At 71.8% G+C, this 15,771-nt stretch carries 14 protein-coding genes and 1 riboswitch; of the genes, 8 read left to right on the top strand and 6 right to left on the bottom strand.

Features of this window, described 5'->3' with window-relative positions:
* Positions 1-51: 51 nt before the first annotated feature.
* Both OHS16_RS24935 and OHS16_RS24930 read right to left on the bottom strand, forming a co-directional pair.
* Positions 52-273 carry a helix-turn-helix domain-containing protein gene (locus OHS16_RS24935; protein WP_006123601.1) on the bottom strand — a complete coding sequence of 74 codons (222 nt, stop codon included), beginning with the start codon at positions 271-273 and terminating at the stop codon, positions 52-54.
* 332 nt (positions 274-605) lie between these two features.
* Positions 606-2,204: an ABC-F family ATP-binding cassette domain-containing protein gene (locus OHS16_RS24930; protein ID WP_328539481.1), complete on the bottom strand. Its 1,599-nt coding sequence runs from the start codon at positions 2,202-2,204 to the stop codon at positions 606-608.
* Between the two features lie 287 nt (positions 2,205-2,491).
* Between OHS16_RS24930 and OHS16_RS24925 the strand changes: the two genes are divergently transcribed.
* On the top strand, positions 2,492-2,887 hold the full coding sequence (locus OHS16_RS24925; protein ID WP_328539480.1) for a VOC family protein: 396 nt from the start codon (positions 2,492-2,494) through the stop codon (positions 2,885-2,887).
* Between the two features lie 22 nt (positions 2,888-2,909).
* Here OHS16_RS24925 and OHS16_RS24920 read toward each other — a convergent pair whose 3' ends face one another.
* The 3 genes from OHS16_RS24920 to OHS16_RS24910 all read right to left on the bottom strand — a co-directional run bounded on the left by OHS16_RS24920 (position 2,910) and on the right by OHS16_RS24910 (position 6,307).
* Positions 2,910-4,268 (bottom strand): hypothetical protein, encoded by a 1,359-nt coding sequence (locus OHS16_RS24920; protein WP_328539479.1) that lies wholly within the window; start codon positions 4,266-4,268, stop codon positions 2,910-2,912.
* A 142-nt stretch (positions 4,269-4,410) separates the two neighbouring features.
* Positions 4,411-5,538, bottom strand: a complete 1,128-nt coding sequence (locus OHS16_RS24915; RefSeq protein WP_328539478.1) for an alpha/beta hydrolase family protein — start codon at positions 5,536-5,538, stop codon at positions 4,411-4,413.
* Positions 5,539-5,644: 106 nt separating this feature from the next.
* Complete coding sequence (locus OHS16_RS24910) at positions 5,645-6,307, bottom strand: class II aldolase/adducin family protein (protein WP_328539477.1); 663 nt, start codon at positions 6,305-6,307, stop codon at positions 5,645-5,647.
* Between the two features lie 195 nt (positions 6,308-6,502).
* On the opposite strand from OHS16_RS24910, the gene OHS16_RS24905 reads away from it, so the two are divergent.
* From OHS16_RS24905 to OHS16_RS24875, 7 genes are all read left to right on the top strand, one after another.
* Entirely contained in the window at positions 6,503-7,738 is a 1,236-nt protein-coding gene (locus tag OHS16_RS24905) for an inorganic phosphate transporter (protein WP_328539476.1), read from the top strand.
* Positions 7,739-7,758: 20 nt separating this feature from the next.
* Positions 7,759-7,992 (top strand): hypothetical protein, encoded by a 234-nt coding sequence (locus OHS16_RS24900; RefSeq protein ID WP_328539475.1) that lies wholly within the window; start codon positions 7,759-7,761, stop codon positions 7,990-7,992.
* Positions 7,993-8,105: 113 nt separating this feature from the next.
* Positions 8,106-8,246: riboswitch (cobalamin riboswitch) on the top strand.
* 115 nt (positions 8,247-8,361) lie between these two features.
* Positions 8,362-9,291, top strand: a complete 930-nt coding sequence (locus OHS16_RS24895) for a cobalamin biosynthesis protein (protein ID WP_328539474.1) — start codon at positions 8,362-8,364, stop codon at positions 9,289-9,291.
* Complete coding sequence (locus OHS16_RS24890; protein WP_443042692.1) at positions 9,288-10,832, top strand: cobyric acid synthase; 1,545 nt, start codon at positions 9,288-9,290, stop codon at positions 10,830-10,832. The genes OHS16_RS24895 and OHS16_RS24890 overlap by 4 nt, the downstream gene beginning before the upstream one ends.
* A 97-nt stretch (positions 10,833-10,929) precedes the next feature.
* Positions 10,930-13,029, top strand: coding sequence for a putative cobaltochelatase (locus OHS16_RS24885; protein WP_328539473.1), 2,100 nt, complete (start codon positions 10,930-10,932; stop codon positions 13,027-13,029).
* Positions 13,029-13,625, top strand: a complete 597-nt coding sequence (cobO, locus tag OHS16_RS24880) for a cob(I)yrinic acid a,c-diamide adenosyltransferase (RefSeq protein WP_328539472.1) — start codon at positions 13,029-13,031, stop codon at positions 13,623-13,625. The genes OHS16_RS24885 and cobO overlap by 1 nt, the downstream gene beginning before the upstream one ends.
* A complete protein-coding gene (locus OHS16_RS24875) occupies positions 13,619-15,028 on the top strand; it encodes a cobyrinate a,c-diamide synthase (RefSeq protein ID WP_328539471.1) in 1,410 nt (469 codons plus the stop codon). The genes cobO and OHS16_RS24875 overlap by 7 nt, the downstream gene beginning before the upstream one ends.
* A gap of 11 nt (positions 15,029-15,039) precedes the next feature.
* Here OHS16_RS24875 and OHS16_RS24870 read toward each other — a convergent pair whose 3' ends face one another.
* On the bottom strand, positions 15,040-15,762 hold the full coding sequence (locus tag OHS16_RS24870; RefSeq protein WP_328539470.1) for a ZIP family metal transporter: 723 nt from the start codon (positions 15,760-15,762) through the stop codon (positions 15,040-15,042).
* Between the last annotated feature and the right edge of the window lie 9 nt (positions 15,763-15,771).

Genomic DNA, 15,771 nt, shown 5'->3' with positions numbered 1-15,771 from the left:
CCGACCGGGTGGTCACCGTCAGGAACCGGTGATCCCCGGAGCAGGGGCCTGTCAGGCCGATGCGGCCTTCTTGCCCCGTGTCGCTCCGCCGCGTCCTCGCAGCGTCACTCCGGACTCACTGAGCATCCGGTGGACGAATCCGTAGGAGCGACCGGTCTCTTCGGCCAGCGCCCGGATGCTCGCACCGGAGTCGTATTTCTTCTTCAGGTCTGCCGCGAGCTTGTCGCGCGCGGCGCCGGTTACCCGGCTGCCCTTCTTCAGAGTCTCGGCCACCCGTGCCTCCTCAAGGAAGTGCGCTCTGGACTCTCATGATCACCCCTACCCGGCTTCCTGGCCACCCATTCGGCAAGGTCCGTTGGCACGGGGATGTGTGTGTCCAGGGTCACTATCGGGGCCGGATTTCGATGTTCCGGATCCCCTGGCCCGTCAGCCGACCCTGCTCCGGACCGAAAACGCCTGGTCAGCGTGGGTAGGACGGCCTACTGACAACACCGGCTCGTCGGCGACCACGGGGCCGGAGAGCCGGTGCATGACACGCCGGAGTACGAGAGCGACTCACTCAGATGATGGATCACCCGTAGGCCGAATGATCTATCCGAAGTGGATCAGGCGAGCGCGACGAGATCCGCGTAGTCCGGGCCCCAGAGGTCCTCGACACCGTCCGGCAGCAGAATGATCCGCTCCGGCTCCAGCGCGTGGACCGCGCCCTCGTCGTGGGTGACCAGGATGACCGCGCCCTTGTAGGTGCGCAGCGCGCCGAGGATCTCCTCGCGGCTCGCCGGGTCGAGGTTGTTGGTGGGCTCGTCGAGGAGCAGCACGTTCGCCGACGAGACGACCAGTGTCGCCAGCGCCAGGCGGGTCTTCTCGCCACCGGAGAGCACCCCGGCGGGCTTGTCGACATCGTCACCGGAGAAGAGGAACGAACCGAGCGTCTTGCGGACCTGGACCAGATCGAGGTCCGGCGCGGACGAGCGCATGTTCTCCAGCACCGTGCGCTTGGGGTCGAGTGTCTCGTGCTCCTGGGCGTAGTAGCCCATCTTCAGACCGTGTCCCTCGAGCACCGAGCCGGTGTCCGGCTTCTCGGCCCCGGCCAGCAGCCGCAGCAGGGTCGTCTTGCCCGCACCGTTGAGGCCCAGGATGACGACACGTGAACCCTTGTCGATCGCGAGATCCACATCGGTGAAGATCTCGAGAGAGCCGTACGACTTGGACAGCCCCTCCGCCATCAGCGGGGTCTTGCCGCAGGGTGCGGGGTCGGGGAAGCGGAGCTTGGCGACCTTGTCGGAGACGCGTACGGCCTCGAGCCCGGCGAGCAGCCGGTCGGCCCGCTTGGCCATGTTCTGCGCGGCGACGGTCTTGGTGGCCTTGGCCCGCATCTTGTCGGCCTGCGAGTTGAGCGACGCGGCCTTCTTCTCGGCGTTCTGGCGCTCGCGCTTGCGGCGCTTCTCGTCGGCCTCGCGCTGCTGCTGGTAGAGCTTCCAGCCCATGTTGTACACATCGATCTGGGTGCGGTTGGCGTCCAGGTAGAAGACCTTGTTGACGACTGTCTCGACCAGCTCGACATCGTGCGAGATCACGATGAAGCCGCCGCGGTAGGTCTTGAGGTACTCGCGCAGCCAGGCGATCGAGTCGGCGTCGAGGTGGTTCGTGGGCTCGTCGAGGAGCAGGGTGTCGGCGTCCGAGAAGAGGATCCTGGCGAGCTCCACCCGGCGGCGCTGCCCGCCGGAGAGGGTGTGCAGCGGCTGGCCGAGGACACGGTCGGGCAGGCCGAGCGCGGCGGCGATGGTGGCGGCCTCGGCCTCGGCGGCGTAACCGCCCTTGGTGAGGAACTCCGTCTCCAGGCGCTCGTATTTCTTCATCGCCTTCTCGCGGGTGGCGCCCTGTCCGTTCGCCATCCGCTCCTCGTTCTCCCGCATCTTGCGCAGGACGGAGTCGAGGTCGCGGGCGGAGAGGATGCGGTCGCTCGCGAGTACGTCCAGGTCACCGGTGCGGGGGTCCTGCGGGAGGTAGCCGACCTCGCCGGAACGGGTGATGGTGCCCCCGGCGGGGACGCCCTCACCCGCGAGGCACTTGGTGAGCGTGGTCTTGCCGGCACCGTTGCGGCCGACCAGCCCGATGCGGTCGCCCTTGGCGATGCGGAAGGAGGCGGACTCGATGAGGATGCGGGCGCCGGCACGCAGCTCGATGCCGGAAGCGGTGATCACGGAAAAACTCCAGGGCGGTATGGACGGCGGAAGGGCGGGCGGAGGGGACTCTTCGACGCCGGCTAATGCACAAGGAGAAATGCCATGGGACTCAGTCTAACGGTGCCGCGCAAGCGATTTGCCGCCGCGGCCGTCCTCCCGGGTCCTCCCCCGGTGAGCCGTGTCACGGCAGGGCTCACCGGGGCGCCCGGTGCCAGACTGGAACCGGTCGGGCGAACGGCGGGCCGCAACGGCCGCTCCCCGGCAGGACCGGTCCGGCCCAGCAGTCGAGTGGAAGGGTGATCGGCATGGCCGCCACCATCAGTCCGGCGATTCTCTACGACGACGCGAAAGCGGCCATCCGGCTGCTCACTGAGGCGTTCGGCTTCAGTGAGCAGGCCGTCTACGAGGACGAGAACGGTCAGGTGATGCACGCCGAGCTGGCCTACGGCGACGGCATGGTGATGCTGGGTTCCAGGGGCAGGGAGGGCATCTTCGCCAGGGCGATGGCGGGCGGCGGCCCCACCGGCATCTATGTCGTGGTCCAGGACACCGACGCCCATCACCGGCGGGCGGTGGAACACGGGGTGGAGATCCTGATGCCGCCGACCGACCAGGACTACGGGTCACGCGACTACATGGCCCGCGATGCCGAGGGGAACATCTGGACCTTCGGAACCTATGCGCCGGGGGCCTCCGCCTAGGCCGGCCGCCGCTGCCCCCGGGTCAGACTCCCCCGGTGTGCACCTGAAAGGCCGCCCTGCGGACGGCCTTGGCCAGGGCGGGGTCCGGATGCGCCGCGGCGAGGGCGACCAGTACCTGCACGGTGCGCGGGTGCCCCACCGCCTGTACCTCTTCCAGCAGCGCGGGGACCGTGCCCTGTACTGCCGATTCCAGGTGGCGCACCAGCAGCGGGCCATCGCCGTGATCGGCGACGGCGGCCGCTGTGTCCACCCAGAGCCAGGTCGCCTCCGCACGGGTGAGAGCGTCGTGGGCGTCGTCGGGGTCCGCACCCTCGTACTCCGCCAGCCAGAGCACCACATAGGGGCGCAGCGGCACCTCATGGGCGGCGGCCCGCAGAGCCGCCTCGGCCGGTGCTCCGACCACCCGGAGGGCCTCGAACGCGAGGCCGCGCAACAGCGCGTCCTCACCCCGTGCGACACCGAGGAGTTCGGTGACCGCGCTGCCGACGGTGCGAGCGGCCAGCCAGGCGCGGTACTCGGCGCGCGCCGGCCCAGGAGTCAGCCCGGCGCAGCCGCGGAGCATGGCGCCGGCCGACTGCTCGATGTTGCCCGCCGGACTCTGGGCCGCGACGCAGATCTGTTCCAGCTTGACCCAGACCGCCCAGTTGCCCAGCGGGGTGAGAGTCGCCTGGCCCCGCCCCAGCGTCAGCGCGCCGACCGCCGCCAGGCCCCGCAGGGCCCAGTCCAGCAGGGCCGGGAGCGGGGCCGGGGACGCCGGCTGCTGTTGCGGGCCGTACGGCACCTCGCAGCGTTCCTCGTGCAACTCGGCCACCCGCTGCTCCAGCAGATCGAGCAGGGCGGGCACAGTGACCGGCCCGGCGGAGAGCTGGAGCAGGGACAGCACCTGCGGTACGGCCTCGACGACCTCGGCCACCGCGGAGGCGGCGACGTCGTCGGCGGCCGGATGAATGATCGGCCAGGCATCGAAGAGCGCGACCCAGCCGCGCAGCACCGCGGTGTCGTCCCGGTCCCAGGCACGCAGCCGCCAGCCGGGGCGTGCGGTGTCGCCGTGCAGCTCGACGAGCCCGGCGAGCCGGGCACGGTCCCAGCCCGCGCGTACCTGCTCCGGCGTCAACGCCAGTGCGCGCACGGCCTGTTCGGCCGCCTGCGGGACCAGGGCCCCTGCCTGTACCGGCCGGGCCTCCGCGGCCCAGCGTGCGATCCGTACGGCGTCGGCGAGGACCGCCCTGGCCTGACGGGCCAGTTCCGCGGCGGGCGGGGTGCCCTCCGGCGGGCGCGGGGTGGGTCGGATCGGCCCGCCGGTCACGACACGGCGGGCCGTGACGAGAGGTCGGGGGCGGACGAGTCGGAGCCTGGAGTCGCGCGGAGTACGGGACGTCACGGGGAGCAGTCTTGCCTCTGACGGGCCGAAAGCCCAAACGGAACCCCCCGTCGCACATCGCGGGACCGGCCCCGGCGTCCCCGGCGCGGCCCCGGAGCACCCGCGCGACACCCCCGCCGGCTCACCGGTGCCGCGGGGCGTGTCACATCAAGGGCGTCAGGAAACGTCGGAGGGCTTCCTCGTAGTCGGTCGGATTCGCGTTCCACATGGCTGCGTGCGGAGCATCGCCGACCTCGTGCAGAATGACCAACTCCGGTCGCGCTGACGCCAGTTCACGCGAGCGCTGCCAGGACGCCAGCCGGTCGCCGGGACCGTGGAAGATCAGCGTGGGAACACGCAGCGCCGAGGGCGCCGACGCGGCGTGCAGCCGGTCGCCGTTCAGCCCCGTCCGCCCCTGGACGGCCCGGACCGCGAGCGGCAGCAGAGCGGCGGGGGTCCGGCGGGCCGATGCCAGGGCACGCAGGGTGGCCTCCCAGTCGAGGACGGGCGAGTCGAGCACCAGGCCGCTGATACGGTCGCGCAGCGCCGATGCCGCCGCCGCGTGCAGCGCCATGGACGCTCCGGTGGACCAGCCGTGCAGGATGACGCGCTCGGCCCCGTGGCGTACGGCGTAGCGGATGGCCGCGTCCAGATCGCGCCACTCCGATTCGCCGAGGTGCCCGAGACCGTCGGGGGCCGCCGGGGCGCCGGCGTCCCCGCGGTAGGTGATGTCGAGCACCGGGAACTGCTGCTGATGCAGCAGTTCCAGCACATTCATCGGATGTTCCCGGGTGGTACCCAGGCCGTGCACCGTGATGATCCAGGTGGGGCGGGGCCCCGGCACGAACCAGGCAGGGCACGAACCGAGTTCACCGGCGATGTCCACATCGGTGAAGTCGATCCCGAGCGCCGAGCGGGGGTCGCCGGGATACACCTGCGGGGTCAGCCGCACCTTGTCGCCGGGCTCGGGCGAACCGTGGGTGATCCGTTCGAGGCGGCGTACGACCGTGTCCGCGGTGTGCGGTTCCTGGTCGAGCACGGGGCCGACGACGGCATGCACCCCGAAACCCTCGAGGCCGTAGGTACCGGGGCGCAGTGATGCCAGGCAGCGGGTCAGAGTGATGCGGCCGGGTGCCGTGGCGTGGACCGAGAGGCGGGGCTCGGTGGGCAGCGGCCGGCCGTGCGACGTCTTGAGAGCGACGTCGCCGGCGTACCGGCCGGCGGCGACCGCAGCCGCGCCGACACCGATCAGGGAGGTGACGGCCGTTGCCGTCGCTATAGCCGGGCGCACTGTCCCAGTGTCGGCTCACCCGGGCGCGAGGGCCAGTGGGCGGCAGCAAAAGGGCCGGCCCCGGGTACCCCGGGCCTCCGGGAGGGGGTCGTCGGCGGCCGCCCCGCTACCCCTGTCCGTAACCCCGGAGCTTCTCGCCCACCTCGGCCAGTTCGGCGGCGGAGAGCAGCGAGGGGGTCCGGCCGGGAACCGAGCTCGCGGTGAGCCAGAGCCTGCACATCCACTCCAGCTGGGCCGTGCGGTCGTAGGCCTGGTCGAGGGAACCGCCGACGGTCACCGTGCCGTGGTTGCGCAGGAGACAGCCGGTGCGGCCCTCCAGCGCCGCGAGCATGTTCCGGGCCAGCTCGTCCGTTCCGTACAGCGCGTAGGGAGCGACCCGTACCGGGCCGCCGAGCGCCGCGGTCATGTAGTGGATGACCGGCAGCTCAGGGACCAGAGTGGAGACAGCCGTCGCGTGCACGGCGTGGGTGTGGACCACGGCGGACGCCCCGGTGTGCCGGTAGACCGCCAGGTGCAGCGGCAGTTCACTGGTCGGTTTCAGCTCGCCGGCCACCTGGCGGCCCTCCAGGTCCACCGCGACGGTGTCCTCGGGGCCGAGCCTGTCGTAGGGGACCCCGCTGGGGGTGACGAGCACCAGATCACCGGTGCGTACCGACACGTTCCCCGATGTGCCGACGACCAGGCCCTCCGCCGCCGATCTGCGGGCGGTGGCGACCAGGTCGTGCCAGGCCCGGGCGATTGCGGTCGGTGTGCTGTCGCGGTCGGTCATCCGGCGATGATGCCAGGCCCGCCCACAGCGCCACACGGCACGCGGCAGACTCCGCTGCGCACCGGGTGCCGGTGACCGGAACCGGAACCGCGCCGACCGGACAGAGTCACCACAGCGCCCGCCTCAGTTCATCTTCCGTTCACTCAGGTTGCCTACGTTCGGTGCGTCAATGACCTCGAGCGATTGCCCAGGTAAATGGAACACTTGACCCTGCTCCTTGGGATCGTGATCATTACCGCTCTCGTGTTCGACTTCACGAACGGTTTCCACGACACGGCCAACGCGATGGCGACGACCATCTCGACCGGTGCTCTCAAACCAAAGACCGCGGTGGCGATGTCCGCCGTGCTCAACCTCGTCGGGGCGTTCCTGTCGGTCGAGGTCGCAAAGACGATCTCCGGCGGGATCATCAACGAACAGGGCATCACCACTGAAGTGATCTTCGCGGCGCTCGTCGGCGCCATCCTGTGGAATCTGCTGACCTGGCTTCTCGGCCTGCCGTCGAGTTCCTCCCATGCGCTCTTCGGCGGCCTCATCGGCGCCACACTGATGTCGGTCGGATCCTCCGGGGTCAACGGGGACGTGATCATCACCAAGGTGCTGCTTCCCGCGGTGGCCGCGCCGGTCGTCGCCGGTCTCGCTGCCCTGCTCGCCACCAGGCTGACGTACCGCGTCGGCCGCCGTGCGGACGAGAAGGCCACGGCCAAGGGCTACCGCGCCGGACAGATCGCGTCCGCCGGACTTGTCTCCCTCGCGCACGGAACCAACGACGCGCAGAAGACCATGGGTGTCATCACCCTGGCGCTGGTCACCGGCAATGTGATCGCCCCCGGCTCGAACCCTCCGCTCTGGGTCATCGTCTCCGCCGGAACGGCCATTGCTCTCGGCACCTACCTGGGCGGCTGGCGCATCATCCGCACCATGGGCAAGGGCCTCACCGAGCTCAGGCCGCAGCAGGGCTTCGCCGCCCAGACCGGTGCCGCGACCGTGATCCTGGCCTCCTCCCACCTCGGCTTCTCGCTCTCCACCACCCAGGTCTGCTCCGGCGCCGTGATGGGCGCGGGTGTCGGCCGCAAGGGCGGCGTCGTGCGCTGGTCCACCGCGACCAGGATGTTCATCGCCTGGGGCCTGACCCTGCCGGCCGCCGCACTGGTCGGCGCGGGCGCCGAGTATCTGACCGGCCGTGGCCCCTGGGGGGTCGGCGCCGTCGCGGTGCTGCTCGTCGCCGGATCCGGCGTCATCTGGTCGCTCTCCCGCCGTAAGCCCGTCGGCGTCCACAGCGTCACCCCCGACGAGCCGGCCGGTGTGGTGACCACCGCTGTCGCCGCCGTCACCCCGCCTCCGGCCGGATCGGCCGCCGAAGGTCTCTGGACCACCATCCCCGCACCGGGAGGCGCCGCACCGGAGCCGACCCGACCGGCCACGGTCTGAAGCAGAAGGACACCCGCAGCATGAACATCGACTGGGCAGCTCTCGGCACCGTCTTCGGCGTCAGCCTCGTGTCCACCGTGGGGCTGGTGGGCCTGTTCACCCTCGGGGTGGTGGCTCTCGCCGGCAGATCCGCGCCGGAGGGGGCGGCTCACACCGCTTCCCGACCGGCCGTCGCGGCCCGCTCCGGCGCCTACCTCTGTTTCGCGCTCTGCGCGGCGGCCGTCGCCTACGGGATCTATCTGATCGTGGCCTGATCCCCGTACCCCACAGCGGTCCGCCCCGCGTCCGGCTCTCCACGGCCGGACGCGGGGCGGACCGCTGTGGGCCTCAGCACAGTCCCTCGCCGCAGGTCAAGGGTGAGTTGACGGCTGTTCGCGGCGCGTGGTGGACTGCCGAGGCCAATACGGCGGCAGGAGAGGAAGCCCGGTGCGAATCCGGCGCGGTCCCGCCACTGTCATCGGGGGGCACCCCCCGGGAGCCAGGAACTCTCACCGCCGGACACGTCGAACCAGGGCGCGGACACCCTGAGTGAGGACCTATCGCCATGCGCGGCTGCCTGCTGCCCGATCCTCCGAGTACCACCGTCGCGAAGGTCCGCCGAGGCGTATCGGCCTGCTGACGCCATGCGTGCCGAGCGTGTATTCGTGTACGGCGCCACCGCCGGCCTTGTCGGGGACCTGATCCTCGCGGACCCGCGCCGCGGACACCCCGTCGCCGCTTTCGGGCGGGCCGCGGCCGCTGTGGAGCGGCGGCTGTGGCGCGACCACCGGGGCTGGGGGGCACTGCACACCCTGGTCTGCGCCGGAGCCGCGGTGAGCGCCGCGGTGCTTGCCGGGCGGGCCGTACGCGGGAACCCGGGTGCGGGCATCGCGCTGACCGCCGCCACCACCTGGGCGGTCATCGGCGGGACCTCACTGGGGCGGGAAGCGCGCGCGATCGGCGAGGCGCTGGCCGCGGGGGACATCGAAGCGGCCAGGGAGCGGCTACCGCATCTGTGCGGGCGGGACCCGCAGGCTCTCGACGAACAGCAACTGGCGCGCGCGGTGGTGGAGTCCGTCGCCGAGAACACATCGGACGCCGTGGTGGGCGCACTCGTCTGGGGTGCCCTGTGCGGGGTGCCCGGGCTGGCCGGTTTCCGTGCGGTGAACACCCTCGACGCCATGGTCGGACACAAGTCGCCCCGGTACCTGCGGTACGGCTGGGCCTCGGCGCGGCTCGACGATCTGGCCGGCTGGCCGGGGGCCCGGCTGACCGCCGTGCTCGCGGTGCTCGCCGGAGGCGACCCGCGGGCGGCGGCACGCGCCTGGCGCGAGGACGCGGGCGGGCATCCGAGCCCCAACGCGGGCCCGGTGGAGGCCTCGTTCGCGGGGGCGCTGGGCGTCCGGCTCGGCGGCACACTCGCGTACAGCGGCCGGATCGAGCACCGGGCGGTGCTCAACGGCGGCGGCAGGCCCGTCGCAGTGGGCGACATCGACCGAGCGGTGCGGCTGTCGCGCCGGGTGGGACTGCTCGCACTCGCGGCGGCCCTTGTGGTGAGAAAGGTGCGCGGATGAGTGGCGGACTGCTGGTCGCCGGAACCACTTCGGATGCCGGGAAGAGTGTGGTGACCGCGGGCATCTGCCGGTGGCTGGTGCGCCGCGGGGTGAAGGTCGCACCGTTCAAGGCACAGAACATGTCGCTGAATTCCTTCGTGACACGCGAGGGCGCGGAGATCGGGCGGGCGCAGGCGATGCAGGCGCAGGCCGCCAGGGTGGAACCTTCGGCGCTGATGAACCCGGTTCTGCTCAAACCGGGCAGTGACAAGTCGAGCCAAGTGGTGCTGCTGGGCAGGCCGGTGGGCGAGATGAGTGCGCGCGGATTCTTCGGCGTGCCGCAGGGGCCGTCCGGTGGGCCGGCGCGGTACCAGGGGCGTCAGGAAGCACTGCTGGGGACTGTCACGGACTGTCTGGCTCAGCTCCGGGGCACATATGACGCCGTGATCTGTGAGGGAGCCGGCAGTCCTGCCGAGATCAATCTGCGCCGTACGGACATCGTCAACATGGGCATAGCGCGGGCGGCGCGGTTCCCCGTGGTGGTGGTGGGCGACATCGACCGCGGTGGTGTGTTCGCCTCGTTCTTCGGCACCACGGCGCTGCTCAGCGCCGAGGACCAGGCACTGGTCGCCGGGTACATCGTCAACAAGTTCCGCGGCGACGCGTCACTGCTCGAACCGGGACTCGACATGCTGCACGGGCTCACCGGGCGGCGCACCTACGGCGTACTGCCGTTCACGCACGGTCTCGGCATCGACGAGGAGGACGGGCTGCACGTGTCGATGCGGGGCGCCGTGCGCGAGTCCGCGGTCGCCCCTCCGTACGGGGAGGACGTGCTGCGGGTCGCGGTCTGCGCCGTACCGCTGATGTCGAACTTCACCGATGTGGACGCCCTGGCGGCCGAGCCCGGTGTCGTGGTGCGTTTCGTGGACCGGGCCGAAGAACTGGTCGACGCGGACCTGGTGATCGTGCCGGGGACCCGTGGCACCGTGCGCGCACTGGAGTGGCTGCGCCGGCGCGGACTTGCCGACGCGCTGGCCCGGCGTGCCGCCGAGGGTCGCCCGGTCCTGGGGATCTGCGGTGGCTTCCAGCTCCTCGGTGAGCACATCGAGGACGAGATCGAGTCGCGGGCCGGAGCCGTGGACGCCCTCGGGCTGCTTCCGGTACGCGTCAGGTTCGCCGCGGAGAAGACGCTCGCCAGGCCCGTCGGCGAGGCCCTGGGCGAGCGCGTCGAGGGCTACGAGATCCATCACGGTGTCGCCGAAGTGCTGGGCGGCCAAACCTTCCTGGACGGCTGCCGCACCGGTTCTGTCTGGGGCACGCACTGGCACGGCTCACTGGAGAGCGACGGCTTCCGGCGCGCCTTCCTGCGGGAAGTGGCCCGGGCTGCGGGGCGTCGCTTCGTACCGGCCCCGGACACCAGCTTCGGGATGCTCCGCGAGAACCAGCTGGACCGTCTGGGCGACCTCATCGAGGAGCACGCCGACACCGAAGGGCTGCTCGCCCTCATCGAGTCGGGCGCCCCGGCAGGACTTCCCTTCATCGCACCCGGAGCGCCATGAGCGCCCCGCTGAATGGCACCCCGCCGCTGCCGCGCACCGGCCGGCAGTCTGCCGCCGTCCGCCCGTCCGTCCGTCCCCCAGAAGGAGTGATCCCCTCATGACCACCCCCTATCCGTTCACCGCGATAGTCGGGATGGACGACCTGCGGCTCGGGCTGCTGCTCAACGCGGTGTCCCCCGCCGTGGGCGGTGTACTGGTCCGAGGAGAGAAGGGCACCGCCAAGTCGACAGCCGTCCGGGCCCTTTCGGCCCTGCTGCCCGATGTCGCCGTCGTCGCGGGCTGTCGCTTCTCCTGCGATCCGGTGGCCCCCGACCCGGCGTGTCCCGACGGGCCGCACAGTGCTGCGGACGAGGCTGCGGGCGTGTCGCGGGACGCGCGCATGGTCGAACTGCCCGTCGGGGCCTCCGAGGACCGGCTGGTCGGAGCCCTGGACATCGAACGGGCGCTCGCCGAGGGGGTGAAGGCCTTCGAGCCGGGGCTGCTCGCGGACGCACACCGCGGGATCCTCTACGTCGACGAGGTCAATCTGCTGCACGACCACCTGGTGGACCTGCTGCTCGACGCGGCCGCCATGGGGGCTTCGTACGTCGAGCGCGAGGGTGTGTCGGTACGCCACGCCGCCCGCTTCCTGCTGGTCGGAACCATGAACCCGGAAGAGGGTGAGCTGCGGCCGCAGTTGCTGGACCGCTTCGGACTGACCGTGGAGGTCGCCGCATCGCGGGAGCCCGAACAGCGGGTCGAGGTGGTCAGGCGGCGTCTGGCGTACGACGACGACCCCGCGGCCTTCGCCGCCAAGTGGGCCGAGGAGGAAGGCGCGTTGCGCGAGCGCATCGAGGCGGCACGGGCGCTGCTGCCGGCCGTCCGTCTCGGCGACCCCGCGCTGCTGCAGATCGCGGCGACCTGCGCGGCCTTCGAGGTGGACGGTATGCGGGCCGACATCGTGATGGCCCGTACCGCGAGCGCACTGGCCGCCTGGGCGGGGCGCAGCGACGTCACAGCGGACGACGTACGGCAGGCCGCGCTGCTCGCGCTGCCGCACCGGCGCAGGCGGAACCCGTTCGACGCGCCGGGACTCGACGAGGACAAGCTCGACGACACGCTCAGGGAGTTCGGAGGGGACAGCGACGACGATCCCGACCCCGGCGGGCCCGATGGGGGCGGAAGTCCTCCGCAGGACGGGCCCGGCACGCCGCCGGAGAGCGACGGCGGTGCCGGCGACACGCCCGAGTCCGGCGACCCGGGCCGGCACTCGGACAACTCCGAAGGCTCCGGCGGCTCCGAAAGCCCCGCCGGTTCCGGGGAGACGGCAGATCCGCCGGGCAGCCGGGGCGGAGAGCAGCCGGCCGCCAGGGCGGCCGAGCCGTTCAGGACGAAGATGATGAGCGTGCCCGGGCTCGGGGAGGGCGCGGCCGGACGCCGCTCCCGGGCGCGTACCGAGCACGGCAGGACCACCGGGGCCACCAGGCCCCGAGGGGCGCTCACCAAGCTGCATCTGGCGGCGACGGTGCAGGCCGCCGCGCCGCATCAGCGGGCCCGCGGCAGGTCCGGTACCGGTCTGGTGGTCCGCAGGGACGATCTGCGGCAGGCCTCCAGGGAGGGGCGCGAGGGCAATCTGGTGCTGTTCGTGGTCGACGCGTCCGGATCGATGGCCGCGCGTCAGCGGATGAGCGCGGTGAAGGGTGCGGTGCTCTCGCTGCTGCTCGACGCGTACCAGCGGCGCGACAAGGTGGGTCTGGTGACCTTCCGCGGCAAGGACGCGGAGGTCGCCCTGCCGCCCACCTCATCCGTCGACGCGGCGGCGGCCCGGCTCGAGCAACTGCCCACCGGAGGGCGGACCCCGGTGGGCGCCGGGTTGTTGAAGGCCCATGACGTTCTGCGGATCGAGCGGATGCGGGATCCCTCCCGCCGCCCGCTGCTGGTCGTCGTCACGGACGGGCGCGCCACCGGCGGGCCGGAGCCGGTCGCGCTGGCCGCCCGGGCTGCCAGGCTGCACGAGGCCGAAGGCATCGCGTCCATCGTCGTGGACTGCGAGTCGGGGCCGGTACGGCTGGGGCTCGCCGGTGACCTGGCGCGCCATCTCGGCGGCACCGCGGTCACGTTGGACGACTTGCGCGCCGAGAGCATCGCAGGGCTTGTGAAGGACGTGTCGACCGGATCCGGGACCGGTGCCCGGACCACTTCGAGGAGGGCGGCCTGATGCCGCAGGGACAGCCGACCACCGTGCCCGACGACGGGCTCACCACACGCCAGCGCCGCAACCGGCCGCTGACCCTGGTGCACACCGGCCCCGGGAAGGGCAAGTCGACGGCCGCCTTCGGGCTCGCGCTGCGCGGATGGAACCAGGGATGGCCCATCGGGGTGTTCCAGTTCGTCAAGTCGGCGAAGTGGAAGGTCGGTGAGGAGCGGGCCCTGCGGGTGCTCGGCGAGAGCGGCGAGGGCGGGACCGTCGCCTGGCACAAGATGGGCGAGGGCTGGTCCTGGGTGCAGCGGGACATCGAGTCCAGCGAGGAGGCGGCCAGGGAAGGCTGGGAGCAGGTCAAGCGCGACCTCGCCGCGGAGACGTACCGGCTGTACGTGCTGGACGAGTTCGCCTACCCCATGCACTGGGGGTGGGTGGACACCGACGAGGTGATCGCCGTGCTGCGGGACCGCCCCGGCACCCAGCATGTGGTCATCACCGGCCGCAACGCCCCGGAGGAACTGCTCGGCTTCGCGGATCTGGTGACCGAGATGACCAAGGTCAAGCATCCGATGGACGCCGGTCAGAAGGGCCAGAGGGGCATCGAGTGGTAGCTCGGCTCGTCGTCGCGGCGCCGGCTTCGGGGAGCGGCAAGACCACCGTGGTCACGGGTCTGATGGCCGCCTTCGCCGAACGGGGGCTCGCGGTGTCCCCGCACAAGGTGGGACCCGACTACATAGACCCCGGCTACCACGCACTGGCCACCGGCAGGCCGGGGCGCAATCTCGACGCGTACATGTGCGGTACGGAGCTCATCGCACCGCTCTTCGCGCACGGTGCGGCCGGCTGCGATCTGGCGGTGATCGAGGGCGTCATGGGGCTGTTCGACGGGGCGGCCGGCCAGGGCGAGCTGGCTTCCACGGCGCAGGTCGCCAAACTGCTGCGGGCACCCGTGGTGCTGGTGGTCGACGCCTCGTCCCAGTCACGTTCGGTGGCCGCGCTCGTGCACGGGTTCGCCTCCTGGGATCCGGCGGTGCGGATCGGCGGGGTGATCCTCAACAAGGTGGCGTCCGATCGCCACGAGACGATGCTGCGGGAGGCGCTGGACGAGTCCGGGGTGCCGGTGCTCGGCGTTCTGCGGCGGGCGCCGCAGGTGCGGACACCGGCCCGGCATCTCGGTCTGGTGCCGGTCGCCGAGCGCCGGCCGGAGGCGGTCGATTCGGTACGCGCGCTGGCCGCACAGGTGCGGGCCGGGTGTGATCTGGAGGCCCTGCTGGCTCTGGCGCGCAGTGCTCCGGCCCTGGACGGGGATGCCTGGGATCCGCACGTCGCCGTGGCGGAGCTGCCCGTCCGGACGGGCGTTTCGCCGCCCGGACGGCTGAGCGGCACCGGCACGGAAGGCGCGCCCCGCGGTGCTCGCCCCGTCGTCGCCGTCGCCGGCGGGCCCGCCTTCACCTTCTCGTACGCCGAGCACACCGAGCTCCTGACCGCGGCCGGCGCCGAAGTCGTCACCTTCGACCCGCTGCACGACGAGCAACTGCCCGAGGGCACCGGCGGTCTGGTCATCGGCGGGGGCTTCCCCGAGGTGTACGCCCCCGGGCTGTCCGCCAACGAGCCCCTGCGCAAGGCCGTTGCCGAGCTCGCGTACTCCGGAGCGCCCATCGCAGCCGAGTGCGCCGGCCTGCTCTACCTCTCGCGCTCGCTCGACGGGCAGCCGATGTGCGGCGTACTGGACGCCGAGGCACGGATGTCGGAGCGGCTGACCCTCGGCTACCGGGACGCGGTCGCCGTGTCCGACAGCTCGCTCGCCCTGGCCGGTACCCGGCTGCGGGGGCACGAGTTCCACCGGACGGTACTGGAGCCCGGCGCCGGGGAGACCGCTGCCTGGGGCATGCACCGGCCGGAGCGCCGTCTCGAGGGGTTCGTCTCGCAGGGTGTGCACGCGAGCTACCTGCACACGCACTGGGCGGGGCATCCGGCGCTCGCCCGGCGGTTCGTGGACGGGTGCGCGGGGTGAAGAGGCCCGGGTCAGCCCGCCACGCCGACAACGAGCCAGATGAAGGCCACTCCCGCGACGGTGAACAGCAGCGTGGAGCGCGCCGGGTGGTCGTGGTGCGCCTCGGGCAGGATCTCCGCGGCGGCCAGATAGAGCAGGACGCCGCCGAAGAAGCCGAGATAGCAGCCGAGGGGTTGCTCCGGGAGGGTGAACAACAGCGTCGACGCGGCGCCCACCACGGGCGCCAGCGCGTCGGCGACCAGCATGGCGATCGCGTTGCGGCGCGCATTGCCGTAGAGGCTGGTCAGTGTGTAGGTGTTGAATCCGTCCGCGAAATCATGGGTGATCACCGCGATCGCCACGGCGGCTCCCATGCCGCCGCCCACCTGGAAGGCGGCGCCGATCGCGACACCGTCCATCAGGCTGTGCCCGACCATCGCGGCGGCCGCGGTCAGTCCTACCTGGGGGACCCGCTCGTCCGACGCACCGTGCGCCGCCTGGCGCACCGCCAGCAACCGTTCCACCAGATGGGCCACCAGGAACCCGGCGACGAAGAGCAGCAGTGCGGCGGGCACTCCGAAGACCTCGGTGCCGGCCGCGGCCAGTGCCTCGGGCAGCAGGTCGAGTCCGACCACTCCGAGCATCAGGCCGCCGGCCAGACCGAGCACCAGATGGCGCCGGTCGGTGACGCGCTGCGCCGTCCAGCCGCCGACCAGCGTCATCAGGAACGCTCCGAGCGCAACGAGGACCGCCATGCGCCCCTG

Source organism: Streptomyces sp. NBC_00344 (genome assembly GCF_036088315.1).
Classification (GTDB): domain Bacteria; phylum Actinomycetota; class Actinomycetes; order Streptomycetales; family Streptomycetaceae; genus Streptomyces.
The sequence above is the reverse complement of the archived record's forward strand: the minus strand, read 5'-3'. Positions and strand labels throughout refer to the sequence as shown.